24 protein-coding genes and 1 pseudogene are annotated in these 24,385 nt (G+C 38.4%); 5 read left to right on the top strand and 20 right to left on the bottom strand.

All coding sequences use genetic code 11. From position 1 onward, the window contains the following. Positions 1–23: 23 nt before the first annotated feature. From H7254_RS00460 to H7254_RS00420, 9 genes are all read right to left on the bottom strand, one after another. On the bottom strand, positions 24–1,088 hold the full coding sequence (locus H7254_RS00460) for an NADH:flavin oxidoreductase/NADH oxidase (protein WP_301931098.1): 1,065 nt from the start codon (positions 1,086–1,088) through the stop codon (positions 24–26). A 129-nt stretch (positions 1,089–1,217) separates the two neighbouring features. After that, positions 1,218–1,448, bottom strand: coding sequence for a hypothetical protein (locus tag H7254_RS00455; RefSeq protein WP_301931097.1), 231 nt, complete (start codon positions 1,446–1,448; stop codon positions 1,218–1,220). 100 nt (positions 1,449–1,548) lie between these two features. Beyond that, the gene (locus H7254_RS00450) at positions 1,549–1,713 is read right to left on the bottom strand and encodes a hypothetical protein (protein ID WP_301931096.1); all 165 of its coding nucleotides are present in this window, start codon (positions 1,711–1,713) and stop codon (positions 1,549–1,551) included. Positions 1,714–1,845: 132 nt separating this feature from the next. Next, complete coding sequence (locus tag H7254_RS00445; protein ID WP_301931095.1) at positions 1,846–2,295, bottom strand: DUF4395 domain-containing protein; 450 nt, start codon at positions 2,293–2,295, stop codon at positions 1,846–1,848. 29 nt (positions 2,296–2,324) lie between these two features. After that, complete coding sequence (locus H7254_RS00440; RefSeq protein ID WP_301931094.1) at positions 2,325–3,533, bottom strand: peroxiredoxin; 1,209 nt, start codon at positions 3,531–3,533, stop codon at positions 2,325–2,327. 237 nt (positions 3,534–3,770) lie between these two features. Next, the gene (gene metX / locus H7254_RS00435; protein WP_301931093.1) at positions 3,771–4,841 is read right to left on the bottom strand and encodes a homoserine O-acetyltransferase; all 1,071 of its coding nucleotides are present in this window, start codon (positions 4,839–4,841) and stop codon (positions 3,771–3,773) included. 46 nt (positions 4,842–4,887) lie between these two features. Next, positions 4,888–6,213, bottom strand: a complete 1,326-nt coding sequence (locus tag H7254_RS00430) for an O-acetylhomoserine aminocarboxypropyltransferase/cysteine synthase family protein (RefSeq protein WP_301931092.1) — start codon at positions 6,211–6,213, stop codon at positions 4,888–4,890. 314 nt (positions 6,214–6,527) lie between these two features. Further along, the gene (locus H7254_RS00425) at positions 6,528–7,544 is read right to left on the bottom strand and encodes a metallophosphoesterase (RefSeq protein ID WP_301931091.1); all 1,017 of its coding nucleotides are present in this window, start codon (positions 7,542–7,544) and stop codon (positions 6,528–6,530) included. A gap of 13 nt (positions 7,545–7,557) precedes the next feature. Then, positions 7,558–9,066: a lipopolysaccharide biosynthesis protein gene (locus tag H7254_RS00420; RefSeq protein ID WP_301931090.1), complete on the bottom strand. Its 1,509-nt coding sequence runs from the start codon at positions 9,064–9,066 to the stop codon at positions 7,558–7,560. Positions 9,067–9,253: 187 nt separating this feature from the next. On the opposite strand from H7254_RS00420, the gene H7254_RS00415 reads away from it, so the two are divergent. Next, entirely contained in the window at positions 9,254–9,892 is a 639-nt protein-coding gene (locus tag H7254_RS00415; protein WP_301931089.1) for a hypothetical protein, read from the top strand. Positions 9,893–9,968: 76 nt separating this feature from the next. Beyond that, positions 9,969–10,298 (top strand): hypothetical protein, encoded by a 330-nt coding sequence (locus H7254_RS00410; protein WP_301931088.1) that lies wholly within the window; start codon positions 9,969–9,971, stop codon positions 10,296–10,298. On the opposite strand, the gene H7254_RS00405 is transcribed toward H7254_RS00410, so the two are convergent. The 3 genes and pseudogenes from H7254_RS00405 to arfB form a co-directional block, all read right to left on the bottom strand. Continuing rightward, on the bottom strand, positions 10,295–11,332 hold the full coding sequence (locus tag H7254_RS00405; RefSeq protein WP_301931087.1) for a cytochrome-c peroxidase: 1,038 nt from the start codon (positions 11,330–11,332) through the stop codon (positions 10,295–10,297). The two genes, H7254_RS00410 and H7254_RS00405, sit on opposite strands and share 4 nt — an antisense overlap. Before the next feature lie 15 nt (positions 11,333–11,347). Then, positions 11,348–12,106 (bottom strand): MbnP family protein, encoded by a 759-nt coding sequence (locus tag H7254_RS00400; RefSeq protein ID WP_301931086.1) that lies wholly within the window; start codon positions 12,104–12,106, stop codon positions 11,348–11,350. Between the two features lie 3 nt (positions 12,107–12,109). Further along, positions 12,110–12,511 (bottom strand): annotated as a pseudogene (gene arfB, locus H7254_RS00395) (alternative ribosome rescue aminoacyl-tRNA hydrolase ArfB); the annotation flags it as partial. Positions 12,512–12,615: 104 nt separating this feature from the next. Between arfB and H7254_RS00390 the strand changes: the two are divergent. Further along, the gene (locus H7254_RS00390) at positions 12,616–13,374 is read left to right on the top strand and encodes a geranylgeranylglyceryl/heptaprenylglyceryl phosphate synthase (protein ID WP_301931084.1); all 759 of its coding nucleotides are present in this window, start codon (positions 12,616–12,618) and stop codon (positions 13,372–13,374) included. A gap of 20 nt (positions 13,375–13,394) precedes the next feature. On the opposite strand, the gene H7254_RS00385 is transcribed toward H7254_RS00390, so the two are convergent. Together H7254_RS00385 and H7254_RS00380 are read right to left on the bottom strand one after the other, a co-directional pair. Continuing rightward, positions 13,395–14,123: a LytTR family DNA-binding domain-containing protein gene (locus tag H7254_RS00385; protein WP_301931083.1), complete on the bottom strand. Its 729-nt coding sequence runs from the start codon at positions 14,121–14,123 to the stop codon at positions 13,395–13,397. A 12-nt stretch (positions 14,124–14,135) separates the two neighbouring features. Further along, complete coding sequence (locus tag H7254_RS00380; protein WP_301931082.1) at positions 14,136–15,197, bottom strand: sensor histidine kinase; 1,062 nt, start codon at positions 15,195–15,197, stop codon at positions 14,136–14,138. A gap of 1,068 nt (positions 15,198–16,265) precedes the next feature. Between H7254_RS00380 and ruvB the strand changes: the two genes are divergently transcribed. Beyond that, positions 16,266–17,297 (top strand): Holliday junction branch migration DNA helicase RuvB, encoded by a 1,032-nt coding sequence (ruvB, locus tag H7254_RS00375; RefSeq protein ID WP_367875406.1) that lies wholly within the window; start codon positions 16,266–16,268, stop codon positions 17,295–17,297. A 69-nt stretch (positions 17,298–17,366) separates the two neighbouring features. On the opposite strand, the gene H7254_RS00370 is transcribed toward ruvB, so the two are convergent. The 3 genes from H7254_RS00370 to H7254_RS00360 all read right to left on the bottom strand — a co-directional run bounded on the left by H7254_RS00370 (position 17,367) and on the right by H7254_RS00360 (position 21,720). After that, positions 17,367–18,062, bottom strand: a complete 696-nt coding sequence (locus H7254_RS00370) for a response regulator transcription factor (protein ID WP_301922489.1) — start codon at positions 18,060–18,062, stop codon at positions 17,367–17,369. 195 nt (positions 18,063–18,257) lie between these two features. Next, on the bottom strand, positions 18,258–20,354 hold the full coding sequence (locus H7254_RS00365; RefSeq protein ID WP_301931080.1) for a pitrilysin family protein: 2,097 nt from the start codon (positions 20,352–20,354) through the stop codon (positions 18,258–18,260). A 28-nt stretch (positions 20,355–20,382) separates the two neighbouring features. Further along, on the bottom strand, positions 20,383–21,720 hold the full coding sequence (locus H7254_RS00360) for a pitrilysin family protein (RefSeq protein ID WP_301931079.1): 1,338 nt from the start codon (positions 21,718–21,720) through the stop codon (positions 20,383–20,385). A gap of 284 nt (positions 21,721–22,004) precedes the next feature. Between H7254_RS00360 and rsgA the strand changes: the two genes are divergently transcribed. Then, positions 22,005–22,931, top strand: a complete 927-nt coding sequence (gene rsgA, locus H7254_RS00355) for a ribosome small subunit-dependent GTPase A (RefSeq protein ID WP_301931078.1) — start codon at positions 22,005–22,007, stop codon at positions 22,929–22,931. Positions 22,932–23,011: 80 nt separating this feature from the next. Here rsgA and H7254_RS00350 read toward each other — a convergent pair whose 3' ends face one another. The 3 genes from H7254_RS00350 to H7254_RS00340 form a co-directional block, all read right to left on the bottom strand. Beyond that, entirely contained in the window at positions 23,012–23,314 is a 303-nt protein-coding gene (locus tag H7254_RS00350) for a hypothetical protein (RefSeq protein ID WP_301931077.1), read from the bottom strand. Positions 23,315–23,401: 87 nt separating this feature from the next. Beyond that, a complete protein-coding gene (locus H7254_RS00345) occupies positions 23,402–23,596 on the bottom strand; it encodes a hypothetical protein (protein ID WP_301922484.1) in 195 nt (64 codons plus the stop codon). Positions 23,597–23,607: 11 nt separating this feature from the next. Next, the gene (locus tag H7254_RS00340; protein ID WP_301922483.1) at positions 23,608–24,147 is read right to left on the bottom strand and encodes a gamma carbonic anhydrase family protein; all 540 of its coding nucleotides are present in this window, start codon (positions 24,145–24,147) and stop codon (positions 23,608–23,610) included. Positions 24,148–24,385 lie beyond the last annotated feature (238 nt).

Here is a 24,385-nt window from a genome sequence, read left to right as displayed (position 1 = left end):
ACCGCCGTAAATTTAAACAGCATTTACCTTTTTGCCCGGTCATACTGCTTTGGCCACGGAATATCAACACCCAGTTCTTTGGCGGCATGCAATGGAAAATAGGGGTCTCTTAAAAACTGACGGGCTAAAATAATCAGGTCGGCCTGGCCATTACTTAATATATTTTCTGCTTCCGCTGCTGTGGTAATAAGGCCAACGGCAGCGGTTAACAGGCTGGTTTCTTTTTTTATTTTTTCTGCAAAAGATACCTGGTACATGGGTCCCACAGGAATTTTTTGATCGGGCGAATTTCCTCCGGATGAGCAATCTATTAAGTCTACACCCACCTCCTTTAACCTGTTGGATAGTTGTACTGAATCTTCTCCCGTCCAACCTCCGGCAACCCAATCCGTTGCAGATATCCGTACAAACAGCGGCAATGCTTCGCCCATTATTTTACGGGTGTCTGTTGCTATTTCCAACAGCAAACGTATCCTATTCTCAAAACTACCGCCGTATTCGTCTGTACGGAAATTGCTCAGTGACGACAAAAATTCGTTGAATAAATATCCATGGGCAGCATGCAATTCGATTACCTTAAAACCTGCTTCCAGTGCACGTTTAGTGGCTGAACTAAAATCATTTTTCAGTTGCTCAATATCTTCTGTAGTCATTGCTTTAGGCAAAGGTTCTCCTGCAGTGTGCGGTACGGCACTTGGTGCCAGGGTTTGCCATGCATCTTCTTCAGCGGTCAGCGATTTATTTCCTTTCCAGGGAACATGGTGACTAGCCTTACGGCCTGCATGCGCCAGTTGTATCGCTGGTACCGAACCCTGCGATTCAATAAAAGTAGTGATGCGTTGTAAGAAACTGATGTGTTCATCTTTCCATATCCCTAAGTCACCCGGAGAAATTCTTCCTTCCGGTGAAACCGCAGTGGCTTCCACAATTATTAATCCGGCTCCACCAACTGCCCGGCTGCCAAGGTGCACCAGGTGCCAGTCATTGGCAAATCCATCAGTAGATGAGTATTCGCACATGGGTGAAACGGCAATCCTGTTTTTTAACTGAATATCTCTTATCGTAAGCTGCTGAAAAAGTAGTGCCATAATTTTTTATTTTTATAAATATTATTATCTATTTGAAAGACGCATCGGTTTAATCTTGTTGAAACAGCACCTTAAACAGCTAATTCCTTTAATTGTTTGATGTCGTCTGGAGTTATTCTGCAAAAACAATTAGCGATTGTTGTTCCTGTTGTCAACCATTTTTGTATCACTCAAAAAATGGTTAAAGTGTGTTGAACCTTGTATCTGGCTTTTGTTAGCGAAATCCCATAACCCGTCTTTATGGAGATATACTACAATATAATTTTCTATTAATGACGGGGCAGTTTTTATTAATGCTTCTAAAGCGGATAGCTGGCTTTGATAATTGGTGGGTGAAATACCTTTTACAAAATCAGTCACCGTATCCTTATCAATTATTACATTTTAATGAATAATTCAATACGGCGGTGCTCATCCTTTCTAATTTTCCTGCACCCGGGTACAGCCTTTTAATGCAGGGCTATGTCAGCACTGCATTAAAAGGCTGATCGCTCTTTTTATAAACGATGATTGAATTAAGATCCAGGTCGATATCTTCTCCGCAGGGCAGTTCTGTATGTGCTGCAGTAACAGAAATAATATTACCTTTTTCAATGGCTTCTTTCAAAAGAAGATATTGATTCATGTTAAATAAATGAATGAACTTATCTGAAAGTCCCTATTTTATTTTGTACTAATTTTCGAGGATGAAACTGATTTTTGTCTTTACAACTGTAAGTAAAGCGTTGAAAATAATAGGGAATAATACTATATCAACTCAACTTTTTTTCTTTAAAAATTTTGAATAAAAGCCATACACATGGCAGCCAGCACAAAAGCCAAATCCAGATTCCAGCAAGGCAAATGTTACTAAAACAATTGCCAGGATAATGGCTGTATTTTTTAAACCAAGGGCAACACAAACAATGACTGCTAAAGAAAACAGGAAACCAATTTTAGCTGCAAATCTTTTTGGTGCCCGGTCGGTTGGTTTATTTCCGATAGAAAAAATGGCAACCAGTTTGTCACTAATAATATTCAAAAGGCTATACGAAGGAAGATTAAATCCCCGGGCAAAAAAATCGAATAATAAAAATAAAGGTATGAGCCACAGTTTAGTAAGTATATACAGCGAAGTAAGTATTACCACCAACCCCGCGGTTAGCCTTGCTTTGTTTTCATTGACGGATACAAAATCTACGGGGCATACAACAGTATTATTTGCCATAACGGTTTTTTTAATTTTTTTTGTGGTAATTAGTTTTCTCGCAACAGTTCATCCACTGTATGTTCAAAATCTTTTTTATACACGGTATAATGTGCACCGGTGGCGGGTCCATTGAATTCGGTATCTAGTTTCCGTATCTTTCCTTTTTTGTCAATGATGATTGTTGATGGAAATGTTTTTATCTGTGTTACCTGCGGTAAGGTTTTTTCAGTGTGCAAACTATCGCCTACGGTAACTTCTGTATTTAAGATTGTATATTGTACATTAAAGCGTTGTTTAAATTTTTTAAGGCTGCTGATGGATCTTTCCCAATTGGTTGTATACTCATACGCCAGAGCAATAATTTCTATACCCCGCTGTTTATTTTTGTTGTAATAGTCACTTAAAAAGGCGGTTTCGTCCATGCAATTGGGGCACCAGCTTCCCATGAGTTGTATAATAACCACTTTATTTTTAAACCGGTCGTCGTTGATTGAAACTGGCTGACCTTCCAGGTTTTTAAAAGTGAAATTCAGCTTTTCCTGGCCGGGTTTTACAAACATGGCTGCCGGTTCAGTTGACAGTTTTGCGTTGTTATTTTTCACGGCGGTCCATTTCTCCTGGCTGGTGCCACCTGCATAAAAAACCCCTCCAGTAATGGTATTGGCATCAGCTATAAGTGCTCTAAAAAAATAGGCATGGCCTCCGTCAAAGCCAGATAGTAAAACACTATCCTTCGTTACAATGCCCTCCTGGTAACGATAATCTCCGGTTGCTGTTAAAAAAGTGCCGGTAATGTGGCTGCCCTTTTGCACAAATTCACCTACCGATGCTTCTGCATTTTCTCCATTCCCAAATGTAACCGCCCAGCGGCCTGATATGTTTTTAGCAGCAACAGCCTTGGTAGTGAACCGGTTGTTGCCAGGTGCTGCAGAAAACACCAGGGCTTGTGTTTTTTCAGCACCCCTTTTCACCCATACGCCGCTGATTTTTTTATTGACAAGGGAAACTCTGAACTGAGATTCGAACACGGGCATCTGTACAATCAGTGAGTCTCCGGTCTGTTGAATATTGTCAACACGAATGGTTTCACCTGCATTTTTTATATACCATACAGGTGCACCCTTTTCTGTTTTCCAGTCAAATGTAAAATGAATATTGTTGCCATCAGTACGGTGTATTTGAGCTACCCAGCTGCCGGGCTGTGCAGCGGTAAATATGGTTGAAAAAAGGGAAGTAAATAAAAAAAGTAAGCGCATAGGATAAGTTTATTTTTTTTGCCACCAGCAAAACATTGCAGTGCATAAGTTTAAAGATCGTGCATTGTTATGCTGTTGGTTGTATGCTGTTGTAAGTGGATAAGGATTAACCGCAGAATGGAATAGTATCTTCAAATAGCTGCCGGTATTTGTTGCTTTCATTTATAGTCTACTTAAATAGTGGACAAATGTACGACATATATTTTAAGCAAAAAAATTGCCTGTACGTTCAAAGATTTATAAGTACATATCCATATTTGCGGTAGCCGCAACTGGTATAATCCGGCCTGTTTCTGAATCAGCAAGAAACTGGGTTATTGCCAGGTGAATCTGATCAAACTCCAGCAGAAATCCATCATGCCCAAAGGTTGAATGGATGTCTTTATAAACCGCACCGTTAATGTACCGGGCTATAAATTCCTGTTCCGTTGGAGGAAATAAAATATCAGAACTAATACTGATCACCAAAGTTTTTGCCTTTACCTGCTGCAAAGCCTCAGGTACGGTATTTCTTTTTCGTCCAACATTATGGGCATCCATCCCTTTGCTTAAAAAATAATAGCTGAAGGCGTTGAAACGTTTTGCCAGTTTTGTTCCCTGGTATTGCTGATAAGAAGCACTTTTAAAATGAGAAATTTTTTCGTTTGTATCCTCTGTCTGGCCCAAATTATAGGTATTGTAATTTCTGTAACTGAGCAGTGCTATTTGCCTGGCAACCATCATTCCCTGCAGGCCTGCTTTTTCGTTACTTTCTTTCCATGTAGAATCTGTTTCAATAGCATGCCGCTGCGTTGCATTAAATGCTATTCCCCAGGGGGAATGGACCGCATTGGTGGCAAGTAATATGATGTGCTTAAACACGGTGGGTTCTTCAATAGCCCATTCCAATAATTGCTGGCCACCCATTGAACCACCAATGCCGATGTATATACTTTCTATACCGAGATAATCTTTTAATGGCTGGTAAGCACGAATCATATCCCGAATGGTGAAAAAAGGAAAATCATGATACCAGGGTTTATTGGTGGCAGAATTAATCTCCAGCGGACCAATGCTTCCGTAACAGCTGCCTGGGATGTTTACGCAAATAATAAAATGGATGGCAGGATCAAATAATTTCCCCTGGCCTGTTAAACCGGGCCACCATTCCGTTACGTCGCTGTTTGCAGTAAGGGCATGAAATATCCAGACTACATTGTCCTTGTTTTTATTAAGATTTCCATGCGTTGTATACGCAAGCTGGTACTGCATTAAAGTAATGCCCGATTCCAGCTTGAAGGGACTTGTATGTTTGAATATTTCTGCCATTCCGTTGATTATATCTTGTTTGTCTGTTCTACTTTACTAAACATTTTTATGCAACCATTTCGCTGGAAAATACTGCTGCAAATGCCTGTTCAAAATCTGCTTTAATATCTTCAATATGTTCAATTCCCACGCTGATGCGTACCTGATTAGGCAATACACCGGAGGCCGTTTGTTCTTCTGCGCTTAACTGGTCGTGTGTAGTGGACGCCGGATGGATTGCCAGTGATTTAGCATCGCCTACATTGGCAAGATGGCTAACGAGTTTTAGGGAGTTAATAAATTTTTCCGCATTCTCCTTACCACCTTTTACGCCAAAATTTAATATACCGCCAAAGCCATTGCGCAGGTATTTTTTTGCCAATGCATTATATGGGCTGCTTTGCAATCCGGGGTAATCTACAAACTCTACTGATGGATGTTGCTCCAGCCATTCTGCCATTGCCAGCGCATTGTCCACATGGCGCTGTACCCGAAGGCTTAACGTCTCAATACCCTGTAATAAAAGGAAGGAATTGAACGGACTTTGTGAAGGGCCAAAGTCCCGCAGGCCTTCTACTCTTGCACGTATGGCAAAAGCAATATTGGGTAAACCAAGCGGATTACCTTCACCAAATACTTCCCAAAATTTTAAACCATGGTAGCCTTCGCTTGGTTCAGTAAACTGTGGAAATTTACCGTTGCCCCAGTTATAATTTCCTCCATCAACAATTACACCGCCAATAGAAGTGCCATGGCCTCCAATCCACTTTGTAGCCGACTCAACTACTACGTTTGCACCATGCTCCAGCGGACGAAACAGGTAGCCTCCCGTGCCAAATGTATTGTCAACAACCAATGGCAAATCATATTCTTTTGCCAGGGCTGCAAACTTTTCAAAATCGGGAATATTTAATTTGGGATTGCCAATTGTTTCGAGGTAAATCGCCTTTGTATTTTTATCAATGTGTTTTACAAAACTTTCCACATTATCTCCATCAGCAAACCTGGCTTCAATACCCAAACGTTTAAAAGCAACCTTAAACTGGTTGTGGGTACCGCCATATAAAAAGGTTGTTGAAATAAAATTATCGCCAGCCTGCAAAATGTTATTAAGTGCGAGAAACTGTGCAGCCATACCCGAGGCGGTAGCCCCCGCCGCCACACCACCTTCCAGTGCCGCTATTCGTTGTTCAAACACATCTGATGTTGGATTCATAATCCGCGAATAAATATTGCCAAATTCTTTTAGCCCAAAAAGGTTAGCGGCATGTTCCGTATTCTTAAATGCATATGAAGTGGTTTGATAAATAGGTACTGCCCTAGAATTGGTGGCTGAATCTATTTGCTGGCCTGCATGTAACTGCAAGGTGTCGAAATGAAGTGGTTGGTTCATGATTGCTCTTTTTTAAGTATGATTATAAAATAGTTATTTGTTTACCTGTAATTGAGATCGGTCGAATTAGAGATTACCGATAAGCTTTTTTTGAATATCTGTAAATTGTAATCTGCCATTGAATTCCATATACCCAAAAATTAATGCCTGAAATTAAAGGAGGTTTTTTAATGGAAAAGTTGTTAGTCTATTAAAATGATAGACAAATATAAAATATTAAAACATTTTTTCAAATTTAAGTTTGCAATTTAAAGCTAAGGATATGTCAGCATCAATTTTACATAATTGCATCGGTATACATTAATTCGTGTTGCTTACAATTGCTGTACAATTTCGTCCAGCTTTTTTTCTTCCAGTACTGTTCGGTCAGGGATATTGTTTTCACTGTGCCACTTAACCAGCCTGATAAAGCCACTGGCTATTTCAATTCCCGTAATATCGCCATCATTGAAACAACAGCAGCCAGAATTAAAATAGCCCGGTTTTAATGTTCCTGTAGTTTCAATAACATTAATCCCGTGTTCTTTATCAGTAGCATATTTTCCGGATGCAAAAACTGGCTTATGGGTATGGCCGGTAATCAGTAGCAAATTTTTTTTACGGCTACTCCATTCATACATTAGTTTATTGTGTTTATCCCGCAGGTAAAAATCATTGGCCGGGGTGTTAATATTAATCTCTAAAAACCGTTGAATGGGCGACCAGATATGGGCCACAATCCAGGTGCTAAAGCGGTTGTTGTCACTCATTTTATCGCCCTGGTGGCCATGTGTTAAAAAAATGTTGAGTTTTTTCCCGCTTCCAGTAAATGTTCTTAAAACAATTCCTTCATACACTGCTAAGGGCATCTGAAAAATATTTTTTAAATGTAACTGAACATCCAGGTTGCTTTTCCATAACAGATCATGGTTGCCAAAAGTTCGGTAATATTTATTACCGGCCTGAAAATTTGCTTCTGCTTTCAGCGCCGCCTGGTTTTGGGGAATCACCTGGTCAGGAATATATTTCCATAATTCTTCAGCATCTCCCAAATTGATAAAATGAAAGCCCTGCTGGTGATAATGCTGCAGTGCGGTAATATAATTATGCTCATTGGTTTTAAAGTCATCCGCCCAATCTTTATTTCCTTTGTGCTGATCGCTGAAAATGATGAAATTGTCGGTTGCCAGGTTAATGTCCAGCACAATGCCTGAGCGGCGTTTTTTGGTAGTGATGGTATTGTATAGTTTGCCCAGCGATTTAAATACGTCCTCCTTTTTTGGATCGGAACCAAACCTGTTTGCCAGCCAGATAAAAAACGGCCTGAATATTTTTTGAAGCAGTTTTTGCATTGATTGAAAATACTTATTTTTTAAAATATTTCCCTATAAAAGGCAACTGAGGCAATTCGTTTTTTTCTACATTGCCAATAAACCAGCAATAAAAACCGGTTAAAATTGTAGCAATGGTTAAACTAAAAACCATGTTGGGCCAGATGGCTGTAATGCCTTGGTGTATAAAAAAAAGTACTACTACAATTAACATGTAGGCAGTTAGTTTTTTCCAGGCATAGGGTATGCGGTATTCTTTTTGTCCCCATAAAAAAGAGGCAGCCATCATACTGCCATAGCAAAAAAAGGTAGCCCATGCACATGCCATATAACCAAACCGTGGTATAAATAAAAAATTAATAGTGGTGGTGATAAGCGCACCGCCAACCGTGATCCATGCACCGGCAGAAGTTTTGTTGCTTAGTTTATACCATACACTTAAGTTGTAATAAATTCCAATAAACATATTGGCCAGCAGCAGGATGGGTACAACGCTTAAACCAGCCCAGTAACGGGGCCCGATAAAATGTTTCCAAACGGGCATGTATAAACTTACTGCCAGAAACATCATGCAAATGATGATCACAAAAAATTTCATCACCCGTGCAAAAACACGCTGTGGGTTTTCACCTTCGGCCTGTTTAAAAAAAAAGGGCTCAGCACCCATGCGAAAAGCATTGATAAACAAAGTGATGAGGATAGATATTTTATAACAGGCACTGTAAATACCCACCTGGGTATTTTTAGTCAACGCATCTCCGGGTAACCACCATTTTAGCATTAACCTGTCAAAGGTTTCGTTTACCATACCACCCATACCTACAATGATCAATGGCAGCGAATAGATCATCATTTGCTTCCATAACCTGCCATCAAATTTTAAACGAACCTGTGCTATTTCGGAGGAGAGTAATAATAGTGTAACTACGGACTGTATCAGGTTTGAGAGTACGACATAGTAAATAGGATTTGTTTTTGAGTTATAAAAAAGACTTACCCAGCTATCAGGGTTTTGTTTTACAGCATGTGAGCAATAACCTACAAAAAACCAGGTAAAAAAAATATTAAAGCAAATACCTGCAATCATTACAAAAGCATATTTTTTCGGTCTTCCTTCCTGTCTTAACCTGGCCAATGGTATCCTGCTTAATGCATCTACAGCTATAATTAAAATGGCCAGCTTAATTATTTCAGGATAGTTGCCCATACCTATTATTTTGCCAAACATATCCCGGCTAAGCCAAAGCAGGGATGTAAACAGCATGGTAGAAAAAAACAGTGAGAGAAACGAGGTGCTGTAAATAGTTGTTTTATTTTCTTCTTTGGAAGAAAAACGAAAATAGGTAGTTTCAAAACCGTAAGTAAATATAATGTTTAGTAAAGGAATGGCCGAGTATACCAGGGCCTGGATACCATAATCGGCCGTTGTAATATTATCTGCATAAGTAAGATAGGGTGTAAGCAGGTTATTGATAAACCGGGCTGCGATAGAACTAAGCCCATACCACATTGTTTGCGATGCTAATTTTTTAATATTACTCAATTACAAATTGTTTAGCAACAAATTTACTTGTATAAATTTTAATTAACGGGCTATTGTATATTTTTCAGCTTAAATATTCATACTGTAAATTTCTAAAAACAGATAGCAATTTAGCGAGGCTTTTTTATTTCCGAGGGAACGTATAATTTTTTTTAGAGTTGTATCTTTATAAAAATTTAAACTGTTTATGAAAAAAATTTTCCTCTCAGGAATTGCAATAGTGCTGTTTGCATATGGTATTTCTCAATCAAGGCTTGTTACCGCCGAGTATCAAAAAACCCAACAACCAGCCATTGAATATGATGTTCCGTTTCCCGAAAAAACTGTGAGTAAATCAATTGATGAATACTTTCAAAAACTGGGGTATAAAGGAAAAGATACAAAAGGGTACCTGATTTTTAAAGGGGTACGTTTACCAGAACTTGGTGCCGATACTTATGACTTGTATTTTAAAACTGGTAGAAAAAACAAGAAGGAAAAAGATGCCACAACAGTTACCATGCTTATGTCTTCTGGTTACGATCATTTTATTGGGGATACTACCAATTCAACTTTAATCAACAATGGAAAAACTTACCTGGAGGGCCTTACCGGCAGGGTTGCAGCTTATGATCTTGACCAACAAATTGCAGACCAGGATGCGGCAGTAAAAAAGTCAGCAAAAAGTTTGACAAACCTGACAGGAACCGGTGACGATTTGCTGAAGAAAAAGGCAAAACTTGAAAATGATATAGCTGATAATTTAAAAAAGCAGGCAGCACAAAAAACGGAATCGGACAAACAGCAGCTTATATTACAAACGCTGAAGGATAAACGAAAGCAATAATTTTTTATGTAATTCGTTGTATATATGCAATACAAGAATTGCAGGTATATTTTAATTAATTATTCCGTTTAATCTTATGAAATTCTGGAGATATTCTTTGTGGCTAAGTGTAATTTCCTGCACTTTGTTGTGTATTGTTTTTTTATTGCCTGCTAGCTTTAAGGTATTTATATGGAGTAAAGACAAGGTGGACGCCGGCATTCTTTTTCCTGTTTTATTGCTAAGCTGGACAACGGCGTTATTTGGATTTGCACTCAATAATGTTTTTATAGACCGGGCTGTTACTGATGCTAAAATTAAAATGACCGATTTTATGAAAGCGGTCCCTTCCTTATTGGGAATTCCCGCTTTTTTTTCTTTTGCATGGTTTATCTTCCGCTGGTATAAAGGAGATCCTAACCGTTAATCTGGTTGCTTAAATCTGGCATCATGGGTCATTACATCATCTTTTAAGGTTAACAAAAAAGCAATCAGATCAACCTTTTCCTGGTTAGAAATTAGAATCCTCTTTTTAAGCAGCTTATCCAATAAAGGTTGGGTAGTATCAATACCATTGCGGTAATGGTCAATTACTTTACCCATGCTCACAAACCTGCCATCGTGCATGTAGGGAAATGTGAGAGAAACATTTCTCAGGCTGGGCACTTTAAATTTTAATGAATCCCCAGGATTGCCGGTTATGCCCATTCTGCCCTTATCCATCAGTTTCACATTTAATGAAAGTCCGTTATTGCGAAATGAATTATCGGTAAACAGGGGCTCTTTGTGGCAACTGTTGCAGCTTCTTAAAAATGTTTGATAGCCAGCTGCTTCACTGATCGTTAAAACAGCTTCACCGCGTTTTACTTTGTCGTATTTGCTGTTGTAAGATTGTATGCTGCCCGTAAATTGCGCCAGTGCTTTCAGTAAACGCTGGCTGTTGATGATACCATCTGCAAAAGCATTTTTAAAAAGGCGGATATAAGCAGTGTCAGCTTTTAGCTTCCTCAATATTTCCGGAATCGAAGCCGCCATTTCGTTGACCGCAGTAAGTGGTGATAAGGGCTGCACTTCAATATGGTTAATACCACCATCCCAATGCAGCTCTTTTTGCCACGCAAGATTAAAAAGGCCTGGTGCATTTCTGTTGGTAAAGCTGTTGTTAAAACCATGGCTGAAATCATGATCGTACGTGGCAAAAGCAGCAAACTGCTGGTGACAACCGGCACAGGAAAAATTGCTATCCTTACTTAATCCGGTATCATAAAATAATTTACGGCCCAGTTGAAAACCTTCTTCAGTCAATGGATTGGAAGCAAAAATATTGGTGGGTGGTTTTGGCCAGCCTTTGGGCATTACCAGTTGTAAATAGGTAAGTTTATGTGGCGGTTGATGGTATATAAAAGCGCTGGCAATAAAAACCGTCAGCAACATGGATATTATAATTTTTATCTTCAACATAGGTTGCCGCTATCTTTATTGCTGAATAATTTTTACTATTTCAAACGCTTGTGCATAGTTTGACGCAATATGGGCAGCCAATACGCCCGGTGTGGTACAAACAGGTGTTTGGGTAATTTTAAGTTTATTGGTTGCGTTCCAAAATTTGTCCAGATTGGTGCGGATGATTATTTCGGTAATATTTTTCTTGTTTAAGGAAACCGGGGCACCAGGAAAATTAATTACCATCTTTTTAACTGTATTATCAGCCCAGGCAAAACCGCCAATATGATATTCTATTTTATTATTTATAGCGGAGGATTGTGGCGAGTTACCTTCCATTTTAAACATGATATAACCGCTGTTCCAAGTCCAGAACATTCCGTTTAATGGATCCAACGCATCCGTTTGTGCACCGCTTACATTTTTAAGGCTATCAACACCAATTAAAAAAGAAATGGAAGTATACTTATCAGGGGAGAGATAAAAAGAAAAACTTTTTGAAAAATTTTCAGCTTCATTTACCAGGTGATAACTGTTCTGTTCCCCTGTCACTCTATGATCACTTGTTTGCAAAGCAATATTGCTGATATAATATTTTAACTGAGAAATTGTAAAACTTTCGTTCCAGCAATTGGTATAAGTAGAATCCAATGACATGGTTTGATTGCCCATGCAATTGATAAAAGTAATTTTTACATTGCCTTTTTTTTGCTGAGACTGGCTTTTAGCAGAACCTGTCAGTAAATCTAATAACACAAAACACAAAACAAAAAAACGTAAACCTGTTTTCATAGCTTACAATTTAACTTTCATCCGGGTTTGTTTTATCTCGCCTGCTTTCTTTTTGGTACTGATTCTTTTTTCCTTTGCAGCTTTATTCGGTTTAGTTGGTTTTCTTTTTTTTGCAACGATCAATGCTTTTGTAACAAGTACATTCATTTTTTCAATTACCAGCAGTTTATTGCCCAACTGGCTGCGTTCTTTCTGGCTTTTAACCAGCAGGTTGCCATCCGCATTTATCTTATTTACCAGTTTAAATGCAAGTAATTCTTTTTGATCATCGTTTAGTAAGGCAGAAACTGCCATGTTCCAGTAACCCTCCACCATAGTTTCTACCTTGTTTACATTTTGGCCGCCTTTACCGCCACTGCGGGCGGTTTTAAATTTTATTTCTACGGCAATATCCATTATCAAATTTACCCTATTTATGCAAATAGTGCGGTGTTAAAACATTCATTTGTAATCTTTATTTTATTAAGACTAAAAATTTTTACATTTGCAGGGTAACGAATAAAGAGTTGATGCTAAAAGGTATATATCATTCATTTACGGAGCGCAAGCGGCTGGGCAAAAAATCATTTGCTGTTTTAATTGATCCTGATAAGATTAATGAAGAAAATCTGGAACAATTGATTGCATTGGCAGTATCTGCCAAAGTAGATTATTTTTTGGTAGGTGGCAGTCTGGTGATTTCTAATTACCTGGATGAATGCCTTCTGTTGATTAAAAAAAATTGTACAATTCCTGCCATTTTGTTTCCCGGCAGCACGGCGCAAATTAGTAAGTATGCAGATGCCTTATTGTATCTTTCTTTAATAAGCGGACGCAATCCTGAGTTATTGATTGGCCAGCATGTAGTATCTGCTCCCGTTGTAAAAAAGAGCGGACTCGAAATTATGTCGACCGGTTACATGGTGGTTGATGGGGGGGCGCCAACAACGGTTTCTTACATTTCCAACGCAAGCCCTTTGCCGGCAGATAAAAATGAAATAGCCATGTGTACTGCTATGGCCGGCGAAATGCTGGGCATGAAACTAATTTATATGGATGCAGGCAGCGGAGCCATGCGCCCCATCAGCGAGAGCATGATAGAAAAAGTGGCCCGGTCGATTGAGGTTCCTTTGATTATTGGCGGCGGCATTACCGAACCCGAAAAAGTTTATCTTAACTGCAGGGCAGGTGCTGATATCATTGTAGTTGGCAATGCCATTGAAAAAGATGTTTCACTGATAAAAGAAATGGCCGCAGCCGTGCACAGCGCAGGAATAACTGTTATATGATTTTTACCTGTTTAGATATTTTATAAACTCATCATTTCTTTAAACTTTACGGCCTGCCTTCTGCTTACTTCTACTTTTTCGCCCCCTCTCAATTCCAACAATAAACCGCCGTTAAAATAGGGTTCAATTTTTTCTATCATCCGCATGTTTACGATGTGTTTGCGGTTGGCTCTAAAAAATATTTTTTCATCCAGCCTTTCTTCCAGCGCATTCAGCGATTTTAAAATCAGCGGTTTGTTGCCTGCAAAAAAAACTTTGGCGTAATTGCCCACACTTTCAAACAAACGTACTTCCGATAATTTTACAAACCAGCAACGTTCGCCATCTTTTACAAATACCTGGTCGTTTTCTGTAAGCATTCCACGGTTAAATGCCTGGTTAGCGGCCAGTTCTTTTTCTTCTGCCTGTTGTAATTTTTGTATAGCTTCAGCAAGTCTTTTTGGCTCAATAGGTTTCATTAAATAATCCAGTGCATTTACCTCAAATGCTTTCAGCGCATACTCATCATAAGCCGTTGTAAAAATTACATGCGGTGCTTTGTCCAGTTCTGTCAACATATCAAAACCGGTTTTGCCTGGCATTTGTATATCTAAAAAAATTAGGTCGGGACTAAGGGCATCAATTTTTTCAATACCTTCAGCTGCGTTTGCAGCTTCATCAATTACTTCCACATCCGGAAATTCAAGCAATAATTTTTTTAATTCATTTCTTGCCAATCGTTCATCGTCAATAATAATTGCTCTGTGCATAAAATGGTTTTATTAGTTTATATTCACAATAGCAGCTACAGGCATAGTGATCCTGGATTCTACCATATCAGAATTTATATTTTTAATTTCAAAAGTTGCTTTGCCCTGGTACAACAAATTAAGCCTATATTGAGTACTTTTGACTCCAAAACCATCTTCGTTAATAGAACTATTTAACTGACCGGAATTTTGTACAACCAATTCATGATGGTCGTTTACAAAATCAGAAATTACCTTAATAGTTCCACCACTTATTTTTTTACTGATGCCATGTTTAATAGCATTTTCTACAAGTGTCTGCAACATCATTGGTGGTACAGGCTGGCCCAGCGTATCTTCATCAATTTCCATTTCAATAGTAAGCCTTTCTTCAAAACGCATTTTTTCCAATGCCAGGTAATCTTTTACAATGTTCAGTTCTCTTTCCAGCGGCACCGTTTCTAATTTTTCGGCCTGCATGCTGCTGCGTAAAATATTGCTCAGTTCTGTAATGGCGGTTCTTGCACGGGTAGGGTTTTCATCTACCAGTGCACGTATGCTGTTTAAGGCATTAAAAATAAAATGCGGATTGATGTGCGATTTAATTGTTTTAAGTTCCAGCTCTTTTACTACTGATTGTAGTTTTAAAGTATCTACTTCGTGGCGCCGGTTGCGTTCTACATAGTGATAAGTAAAATAAATAAGATTCCAAATAAAAAGCAGGAAAAAATTGTTGATGGCAGTACGTGCTATTTCATTGGACAAAGAAATTTTGGGCCCACCCATATCTCTCAAATTAAAAACATTTTCTATCGCTACATCAGCACAGGCATACACTACAGCAAATAACAGCGTTAAAATAACAAAAGAAATGATTTGTGTTTGCAGCGTTTTATTTAACACATTGTATTCCCTGATAACCATCCGCATCAGGTGGGTAACGATAATTCCCAGCAGCACACTGATGGTAATAAGCAGTAAAAAATGATCAACCTTTCTTACTGATAAAGTTAAATAAAAGAAGGTGGATACGGCAAGGCTGGTTCCCCACCCGGCAATCTGACAAATCCAATATTTAGGAATTTTATTTAGCATAACAATACAAACTTACCAATTCCTTTTGTGCCACTAACGCAGTTTTTTTATTAATGGCGATATGATGATGTAAAAGGCTAACAACTACTATTAAATTAAGCATGCCTGCTGGTTTTTTTAAAAACGGTTCGTAACCTTGTTCATAAAGTTAAATATAAAACCAGGTTAAATCAGTTCAAAAATAAAAAGTAAAAATTACGTTATCTACTATAATTGAAGAAGCTGTGGAACCAAAAAGTAATGGTTAAAAATGGTTTTTACCAATATTGTTACTGGTATTATCCGCCGCTGCTGCCCGGTATTTATCTGGAGACAGAAGCGGTACACGGCAAATAAAATAACAATACGGACTTCGAAAACAATAACAAAAGAGAAAACGGTAGAAGTAACCTTGCCGGCAGTTACCGGCAAGGTGGATAACAGTGGTAATTATGTTTATGACCTGTGCAAAATGGTTGTTTTGATTTGCCAAACGGTACGGTTATATTAACAGCAAATTTGATAGAAAACACACTGTTCAAATTTTTTATAAAACACTGCGGTAACAATTGATACTGTTAAACGCAATTGGTTTCAATTCACCCGTATTGGTTTTGTATCCAACAGTTCAAAGATTGATACCGCAGTTTCAAAATAGTTAAAAATGTTATTGCTATCTGCAAAGCTTTTTCGGCAGTCAGTTTCAAGTTGAGCAGTTATACAGATACAATTGGAGATGTTGTAGTAAAAATAGCTCTTTCTTAAAAAAAGTCAGCGTGCATTTGTATCCCACTTAAAAAAATGCCTGCAGGTGCAAAAGTAATCACCGGTGCAAAAGAAGATGACCCGCACTTTTCAGGTATCGATAATGCAACAACCGAAGGAAGGGTGATGGACATAAGGTAGAGATGACTATAAAATTAAAATAAAAAAATATACACTGACAAACACCTCGGGTTATTTTAAAACAGAACGAATTTATATGGTCAATATTTTTAGCGCTTTAGGAGTTGATGTGCATAGGTTCACTAAAAACCGGAAGTGAAAATTACCATCTTTCTTCATTGGTTAATTGATTATTTTTACAACATGGCAAACTCCAATTTAAATAAGGATGGCGAAGCATTGAGCCCTGCGGAAAAAGAATTTGAAAATAATATCCGGCCCAGCGAAATGGCCGATTTTAGCGGTCAGCCCCAAACCATTGAAAATCTGCGGATATTTATAAAGGCAGCAAAAATAAGAGGGGAGGCCCTGGATCATATTTTATTTCACGGACCGCCCGGTTTGGGTAAAACAACTCTCAGCAGAATAGTAGCCAACGAGTTGGGGGTAGCTATTAAAGAAACCAGTGGCCCCGTAATTGAAAAGCCCGGTGACCTGGCAGGACTGTTAACCAATCTGGAGCCCAACGATGTATTATTTATTGATGAAATACATCGCCTGAGCAATGTGGTAGAGGAATATTTGTATGCGGCCATGGAAGATTACCGGATTGACATTATGATTGACAGCGGTCCCAATGCAAGGAGCGTACAAATCAATTTAAATCCTTTTACTCTGATTGGCGCCACTACCCGCAGTGGTTTATTAACAGCGCCGCTGCTGTCACGCTTTGGTATTAAATCAAGACTGGAGTATTACAATGCTGCCACGTTGCAGAAAATTATACTTCGTTCTGCCGGCATATTAAATACCAGTATTTCCGCCGCTGCCGCAGATGAAATTGCACGTCGCAGCCGGGGAACGCCGCGTATTGCCAATGGACTTTTAAGAAGAGTAAGGGATTTTGCACAGGTGCTGAATGATGACATCATTGATATTGGTATTACGCAGCATTCCCTAAAAGCATTGAATGTAGATGAGCATGGATTGGATGAAATGGACAACCGTATTTTAAGTGCCATCATCGACAAATTTAAAGGCGGGCCGGTGGGTATAACTACCATTGCAACAGCCGTTGGCGAAGAGCCGGGCACACTGGAAGAAGTGTATGAACCTTTTTTGATACAGGAGGGTTTTTTACAGCGCACTGCAAGAGGACGGGAAGCGACCGCTAAGGCATATCAGCATCTTGGAAGAGTGTTGCCCAATAGCGGTATTGCCGGTTCGTTATTTTAAGAAGATTTAAAAACAACTTTGCCAAAGTTTAAAACTTTGGCAAAGTTGATAAAGTCAATATGATACGTTTTACGCTGCTACCAACCTAAACCCGTTACCATGAATATTTACTATTTCGATGGTACTGTCTTCCTTTAAATATTTACGCAGTTTTGCAATGTACACATCCATGCTGCGGCCATTAAAATACGTATCGCTGCCCCATATTTTCTTTAACGCAATCTCTCTTTGCAACAGGTCATTTTTATATTCGCATAACATTTTTAATAACTCATTTTCTTTTGGTGACAATGTTTGCACTTTGCCTTCATAAATCAGTTCACGTAAACGCGGGTTAAAATGATACTTACCCATATCAAATTCTGCATTCACTTCTTCCCGGTGCATTTCTTCATTCCTCTTTAAAATTGCTTTTATTTTTAACAGTAAAACTTCACTGTCAAATGGCTTCGTAATGTAATCATCTGCCCCTAATTTATACCCTTGTATAATGTCCTCCTTCATGGTTTTGGCCGATAAGAAAAACAACGGAACATCAGGATTGATATCGCGTATTTCTTCTGCCAAAGTAAACCCATCCATATTGGGCATCATTACATCCAATAAACAAATATCGAATTTTTCCCGCTGAAACGCGGCCAGACCAAGACGGCCGTCTCTTTCCAATACCACTTCGTAATCATTCAGTTCAAGGTAATTTTTTAAAACCATACCAAGGTTGGTATCGTCTTCACACAATAATATTTGGGGTTTTGCTGTTTCCATGATTTAAAGTTTAATGGCAAATAAAATTAATTCAAAATTGATGTAGCGAATATAATGCCTATTTTTTTGTTAAAGGTAGTAATGTATACCTATGGTTAATTGCAGCAATGGCTGGTGTTGAAAAAACTAAAATTAAAAAATAAAAAAAAATCCATTCTTTTTACGGAATGAATTTTTTAAAATCGTGGGGTAGTTTTATTTAAAGTCAGCGTCAGTTACGCCTTCATTTAATTTTATTTCTTTGTACTTAAAAGGAATTTCCTGACCACCTGCATTCCTGGTTATTTCTGTTGGCAATAACAAGGCACCGGTTTTTTTATAATTTTTATACTCAATGGTCATGGGTATATCCGCGCCTTCCTGTATTGAAGTTGTTTCTTCTTTTAACAGCAACCCGGTTTTTACAGAATATTCCTGGATAGAGGTTCTGCCGCTTGGCATTACTACTTTTAAACGATAGGTATCTTCATCATCCACTTTACCTGTTCCCAGATAATCGGTTTTATAAGCGCCATCGGTAATGTAATACAATTGTGGAATCACTCCTTTATCATCCTGGGCTTCCTTGATTTCTTTTTCGGATAAATCTTTCTTTTGTGGTCCTTGTTGCTGAAAGCCAGAGGTACCATTGAAGACCATTTTCATCACCGTCATGGTGCCCATTTTTAGTTCCAGCATCTGCATGCCGGGGTTCATTTTCTTTTCCACGCCTTCAAATGAACGGCCCATCATATCAAGACCAATAACCGAAGACATGCTGGTTACTTTTTTAACTTCATCTTTACCACCAATGGCTTTTAAATAAGTTTCAATAATTTCTGATGCGGAAATACTATTGGTATTTTTAGCTGTTTCTATTCCTTTTACATCTGCCGCTTTATCAATTACGGGGTTTGCATAGCGGTCGAATTTTTTAACCGGATAACCCAACCTCATCAATTTGGGTAAAATAACGGAGCCGTTTCCGGCAATTACAATCCTGGAATGGTTTTCATTAAAATAGATACCTGACACTCTTTTTAAATCATTTAAAGAAACACTGTTTATCTTTTGCAGGAAAGTTTTGTAAAAATCTTTGGGTAAATTATTAATAAGAATATTGGATGCATAGGTAGCAGTACGGGAAGGGTCTTCCATACCAAGTGCAAAGGAGCCATTGTATTTTGCCTTGGCAATATCCAGTTCTTCCTGGGTAATTTTTCCATCCCTCATGTTTAAAATTTCACTAAAAATTTCAGCGGTGGCACTATCCACTTTATCAGACCTTACAGCGGCACTTGCCGTAAACAGGCTTTGAAAACGACCACTGCCTATTCTGGAATAACTGCCATAAGTAAAACCATGCTTTTCCCGCAGGTTCATAAATAATTTACTTTCTGCCCCGCCACCCAATATTTGATTGGCTACCAGCAACGCATGGTAATCCTTATTGTTCATTGGGTTACTTACCAGATTGCCAACGTTTAATTCTCCCTGTACAGCGGTAGGCACATCAACAAAATCAATTTCTGTTTTAGCTGGGTTTTTTACCAATGGAATAACAGGCAGGCTAAGTTTTTTTCCTGACCATCTGCCAAACGCTTTGGTAGTTAGTTCTTTTGCAGCAGCGGGTGTAATGTCTCCAACAAAAGTTAAGTAAGAGCGGGATGGAGTGATGTAATTTTTATAGGCATCTTTTACATCTTTTAAGATAAGACCTTTTACTGTTTCTTCGGTGGTAAACTCGCCCATGGCAGTTTGTTTACCATAGCTTAACGCGGCATTAACTCTTGCCGCAATCGCAGGCGCACTTTTTTCATTTGATTTTAAACCAGTAATGGTAAGCGATTTTAACTTATCAAAAGATGCCTGGGGAAACGCAGGATTTTTTAAGCCATCAGCCATTAAATTAAATGCTTTTTCAAAATACCTTGTCAGGGCGCTGGCTGAGCCACCAGAAGCATAGAGGCTCACTTCAGCTCCAATGATATCCACTGCTTCATCAAATTTATCTTTGGGCATATTGGTGGTTCCTTCTCCCAGCATCTGTCCCATCAAATTTACCAGACCTGTTCTTTTTCCCTCCAGTATCGGGCCTGCATCAATATTTAATGATGCAGAGACTTTTGGAAATTTATGGTTTTCCACCACCAAAACAGTCATGCCGTTGGGCAGGGTAAATATTACCGGATCTTTGATGGATATTGCAGGAGCTGGCCCTGCTGCTGGTTTTTTTGATCTGTCAACTTTTATTTGTGCAAAACCGTGTTGTAATAAAACAATACTTAATGCAACTATGATTACTTTTTTCATGAAATAATTTTTACTGTGTGTATTCAATTTATTTTGCAGGAGGAGCAGTTACTGTGGGGTTTTGTTTAGGTAAATAATACAACACCACCCGCTGATTTTTATTGAGGTATTTTTTAGCAACATCCCGGATATCCTGGCGGGTTATTTTTCTTATATCCTCCAGCTCGGTATTAATATTATTGGTGTTTTTATAAAAAGTATATCCACTGGCCAGGTTTTCTGCCACACCAAGCATCCTGGTATTTTTGCTGATAAAATCGTTTTCAAACTGGTTTTGCAATTTGGTAAATTCAGCTTCGCTGATGAGGTCGTTTTGAAGCTTTGCCACTTCTTCATCCATATCTTTTAACAGGGTATCCAACGGCGTTTCGTTGTTAGGCAATGCATAAATAATATAAGCGCCATAGTCTTCCAGCGAGTAATTAAAGGAGCCTACCTGCAGGGAATTCTTTTTGTCATCTACCATTTTTTTAAACATGCGGCTGCTGTTGCCCTGGCTTAATACAGCACTGGCCATTTCAAGTACTTTTGAATCTTTGTCTGTTTCGCCCGGCACCCTGTACGCAGCTAAAATAGCTGGTATCTGTATATTGTTATCATAAGCAGTATCAATTATTTCAGTGGTTATCGGATCTTCTTTTGCGGTAGTTCTTGTAATGGCAACACCAGCAGGAATATCACCAAAATAATTTTCTATCAACGTTTTTGTTTTTGCAATATCAATATCGCCGGCAATAACCAGCACCGCATTATTAGGGGTATAATATTTTTTATTAAAAGCCTTAAATTCATCCAGCGTAGCGGCATCTAAATCGGCCATACTGCCAATGGGCACCCAATTGTAAGGATGCTTTGTAAATAAGCGTTTCATTATTTCACTTAAAAAATTACCATATGGCTGGTTATCCACCCGCAATCTTTTCTCTTCCTTAACTACTTCATTTTGTGTTTTTACACCTATTTCATTTATCACCGGGTGCATCATACGCTCGCTTTCGAGCCATATTCCGGTAGCCAATTGGTTAGAGGGAAACACTTCGTAATAAAAAGTCCGGTCCTGTGAGGTATTGGCATTGTTTTGACCGCCGTTGCTGCTAACAATTTTCATAAACTCCCCCTTTTTAATATTGTCGCTGCCTTCAAAAAGCAAATGTTCAAAAAAATGAGCAAACCCCGTACGATTCTGTTGCTCATCCTTACTGCCTACATGATACATCACCGATACTGCCACCACGGGGGCTGTTTTATCCTGGTGTAAAATAACATGCAAGCCGTTTTTTAAATCATATTCGGTGTAGGCCACTTTTTGGGCTGTAGCCGAAATGGTAGTTGTCATCAGTAAAAAATAAAATATTTGTTTTTTCATATTTGTTTTAATTGAAAGACAAATATAAGCCGTTATTGATGGGATCAATAACGGCTTATAAAAAATTGATAAGCGGTAAGATAATGGTATCCGCTGGAATAAATTTTTGTATCCCGGCAAATTTTTATAAGTTTCAGAACAGTAAATATATATTTTGAATCAAGCAGTTAAAATTTTACAACGTACCACTTTTAACTCTGTTAAGCTCCCACCTTCAATTTTAGCTTTCAGGCCGGAACGCAAACAATTTTTTAATTCATTTTTATTGATGAAATTCGTGTACAATGAAGGCAATAGTTTACAAAAGTACCGGCAGTTGGTATGTAGTGCAAAACGAGGAAGGAGCCGTTTTAAATGCCCGTATTTTGGGTAAGTTTAAAATAGATGGGTTAACCAGCACCAACCCCATTGCGGTGGGGGATGTAGTAACCATCGCAGCAGAAAATGAACTGGAAGGTTCTGTAACTATTACTGAAATTGATGACCGCAGAAATTATATTACAAGAACTTCTCCTGCCAATAAACACAAGCACCATATCATTGCATCCAACATTGATCAGTCGCTTTTATTTGCTACTTTAAAAGATCCCAAAACTTCGCAGGGTTTTATCGATCGGTTTTTAATTACCTCGGAAGCCTACCGCATTCCTTCTATAATAGTGTTTAATAAAAGTGACCTGTACAAAGAAAAGGAACAGGAAAAATTTGTGGAAGTAAAATCAATTTACGAAGCAATCGGTTACAAGGTAATGGGCATGAGTATTGAAAAAAATATAGGGGTAGATGCCGTAAAAGATTTATTGAAAGACAAAACGACTTTGCTTAGCGGCCACAGCGGTGTGGGTAAATCTTCTTTCATCAATACCATTTTTCCGGAGCTGCAATTAAAAACGCAGGATGTAAGCGGCTGGAGCGGCAAAGGCCTGCATACCACCACTTTTGCAGAAATGTTTAACCTGCCTTTTGGTGGTCGTGTAATTGATACACCTGGCATACGGGAATTAGGCCTGGTTGATATTCCAAAGCAGGAACTGTCTCACTATTTTCCTGAAATGCGTCAACTGATCAACGATTGCCAGTTCAACAATTGTATTCATACCAATGAACCTGGCTGTGCTGTAAAAGCCGCTGTGGAAGCAGGTATTATTCACATAGACCGATACATTAGCTATTGCACCATCCTTGATAAAACGGAAGAAAAATCGTATTGATCACGCTGATTTAAACGGATTATAATAATTATTTCAAATAGTAAAATTCGTATAATTAGTAAAATCTACTTCATTAAAAATCAGTACGCCTTGTGCTCTAAAAAATGAGCAATTTCCAACACTGCATTATTTTCCTGCTGTACACTTTTTATGTGTTGCGGAAAAATAGATACTCCGTTAAAAATATTGTAATGCAGGGTTAGTAAATGATTTTTATAATGAAAATCCCAGTCGAGTGTTTCACTATCGTCTACCTGGTTTAAAAAATTAATCTGCAGGTCGGCGGCTAAAGTTTCTGCGATAGCATAAAATTTGGAGATGCCGCAGTTATCGTCAATAACGGCTTCGGTATTGCCAAATTTAGTTTTTAAATGATAACACATGTGGGTAGAGGGTTTAGGGTTTGGGGTTAAATTAATATAAAAAACATATTGGGTTACTAATAATAAGCATCGGTTATTTAAAATGAGTTAATAAATTTTTCTACCACCTTTATAATTCGACTTCTTAACTTTTTCGCCTTTGGCAATTTTTTGATCATTGCTCAATTCTCCCGGTTGAGGGCTACCTGGGCAACCATATTTTTCTGTTTTTTTAAATATCGAACATCCAGTTACACCGGATAAAAATGAAAAAACTATTACCGCAAATAAAAATTTTCTCATAATCTAATTAGTTAAACATTAATATCTGCGGCATCCGGATTTTTAAACCAACCGCTATACATTAAGTAATTTTCTGCAATCCTATTTATCTCTCCGTTAATTAATTCTTCGCTGATCATTTTTACTTTTTTTGCAGGTATGCCTGCATAAATACATCCTGGTTCTATGATGGTATTTTCAAGCACTACTGCCCCTGCAGCAATAATACAATTGCTTCCTACCTGAACATTGTCCATGACAATAGCACCCATGCCAACCAGCACATTATCAGCTATAACGCATCCATGTACAATTGCATTGTGTCCAATGCTAACATTATTTCCAATGATGGCTTTCGTTTTCTGGTATGTACAGTGAATTACAGCACCATCCTGTACGTTTACTCTGTTGCCCATGCGAATGCTGTTAACGTCGCCACGTATCACGGCATTAAACCACACACTGCAGTCGTTACCCATTATAACATCACCAACAATAGTAGCGTTGGGAGCAATAAAACAATTGTCGCCCATCAGGGGCATCACACCTTTTACCGGAAGAATTACTGGCATATTTTTTAATTTTTTTGTTACGGGCATTTGTTTTCCATGGCAGCAACGACAGACTGTGCAAAAACTAAAAATTGCGGTTTAAAAAAATTTTTTTCGCCCTGCAACTTGTTTTTAATTTCATTACAGGCAATCTGCCAGTCCCTATTTTTTAGGCTGCTATGCCTGTTGATATCATTTGCCATCTGCTAATGCACTTTAATAAGCCTGTGTTTGGCGGCTTTAAAGCAGGTTGGTGCTT

Source organism: Ferruginibacter sp., from assembly GCF_014377975.1.
In the GTDB taxonomy this organism is placed as follows: Bacteria; Bacteroidota; Bacteroidia; order Chitinophagales; family Chitinophagaceae; genus Ferruginibacter.
This window is presented reverse-complemented; position numbering and strand designations above follow the sequence as displayed.

Bases quoted from the DNA above. Each gene is read 5' to 3' on its own strand.
- H7254_RS00460 (WP_301931098.1), bottom strand. From the start codon at position 1,088: ATGGCACTACTTTTTCAGCAGCTTACGATAAGAGATATTCAGTTAAAA.
- H7254_RS00450 (WP_301931096.1), bottom strand. From the start codon at position 1,713: ATGAATCAATATCTTCTTTTGAAAGAAGCCATTGAAAAAGGTAATATT.
- H7254_RS00445 (WP_301931095.1), bottom strand. From the start codon at position 2,295: ATGGCAAATAATACTGTTGTATGCCCCGTAGATTTTGTATCCGTCAAT.
- H7254_RS00440 (WP_301931094.1), bottom strand. From the start codon at position 3,533: ATGCGCTTACTTTTTTTATTTACTTCCCTTTTTTCAACCATATTTACC.
- metX (WP_301931093.1), bottom strand. From the start codon at position 4,841: ATGGCAGAAATATTCAAACATACAAGTCCCTTCAAGCTGGAATCGGGC.
- H7254_RS00430 (WP_301931092.1), bottom strand. From the start codon at position 6,213: ATGAACCAACCACTTCATTTCGACACCTTGCAGTTACATGCAGGCCAG.
- H7254_RS00425 (WP_301931091.1), bottom strand. From the start codon at position 7,544: ATGCAAAAACTGCTTCAAAAAATATTCAGGCCGTTTTTTATCTGGCTG.
- H7254_RS00415 (WP_301931089.1), top strand. From the start codon at position 9,254: ATGAAAAAAATTTTCCTCTCAGGAATTGCAATAGTGCTGTTTGCATAT.
- H7254_RS00410 (WP_301931088.1), top strand. From the start codon at position 9,969: ATGAAATTCTGGAGATATTCTTTGTGGCTAAGTGTAATTTCCTGCACT.
- H7254_RS00405 (WP_301931087.1), bottom strand. From the start codon at position 11,332: ATGTTGAAGATAAAAATTATAATATCCATGTTGCTGACGGTTTTTATT.
- H7254_RS00400 (WP_301931086.1), bottom strand. From the start codon at position 12,106: ATGAAAACAGGTTTACGTTTTTTTGTTTTGTGTTTTGTGTTATTAGAT.
- H7254_RS00390 (WP_301931084.1), top strand. From the start codon at position 12,616: ATGCTAAAAGGTATATATCATTCATTTACGGAGCGCAAGCGGCTGGGC.
- H7254_RS00385 (WP_301931083.1), bottom strand. From the start codon at position 14,123: ATGCACAGAGCAATTATTATTGACGATGAACGATTGGCAAGAAATGAA.
- H7254_RS00380 (WP_301931082.1), bottom strand. From the start codon at position 15,197: ATGCTAAATAAAATTCCTAAATATTGGATTTGTCAGATTGCCGGGTGG.
- ruvB (WP_367875406.1), top strand. From the start codon at position 16,266: ATGGCAAACTCCAATTTAAATAAGGATGGCGAAGCATTGAGCCCTGCG.
- H7254_RS00370 (WP_301922489.1), bottom strand. From the start codon at position 18,062: ATGGAAACAGCAAAACCCCAAATATTATTGTGTGAAGACGATACCAAC.
- H7254_RS00365 (WP_301931080.1), bottom strand. From the start codon at position 20,354: ATGAAAAAAGTAATCATAGTTGCATTAAGTATTGTTTTATTACAACAC.
- H7254_RS00360 (WP_301931079.1), bottom strand. From the start codon at position 21,720: ATGAAAAAACAAATATTTTATTTTTTACTGATGACAACTACCATTTCG.
- rsgA (WP_301931078.1), top strand. From the start codon at position 22,005: ATGAAGGCAATAGTTTACAAAAGTACCGGCAGTTGGTATGTAGTGCAA.
- H7254_RS00350 (WP_301931077.1), bottom strand. From the start codon at position 23,314: ATGTGTTATCATTTAAAAACTAAATTTGGCAATACCGAAGCCGTTATT.
- H7254_RS00345 (WP_301922484.1), bottom strand. From the start codon at position 23,596: ATGAGAAAATTTTTATTTGCGGTAATAGTTTTTTCATTTTTATCCGGT.
- H7254_RS00340 (WP_301922483.1), bottom strand. From the start codon at position 24,147: ATGCCAGTAATTCTTCCGGTAAAAGGTGTGATGCCCCTGATGGGCGAC.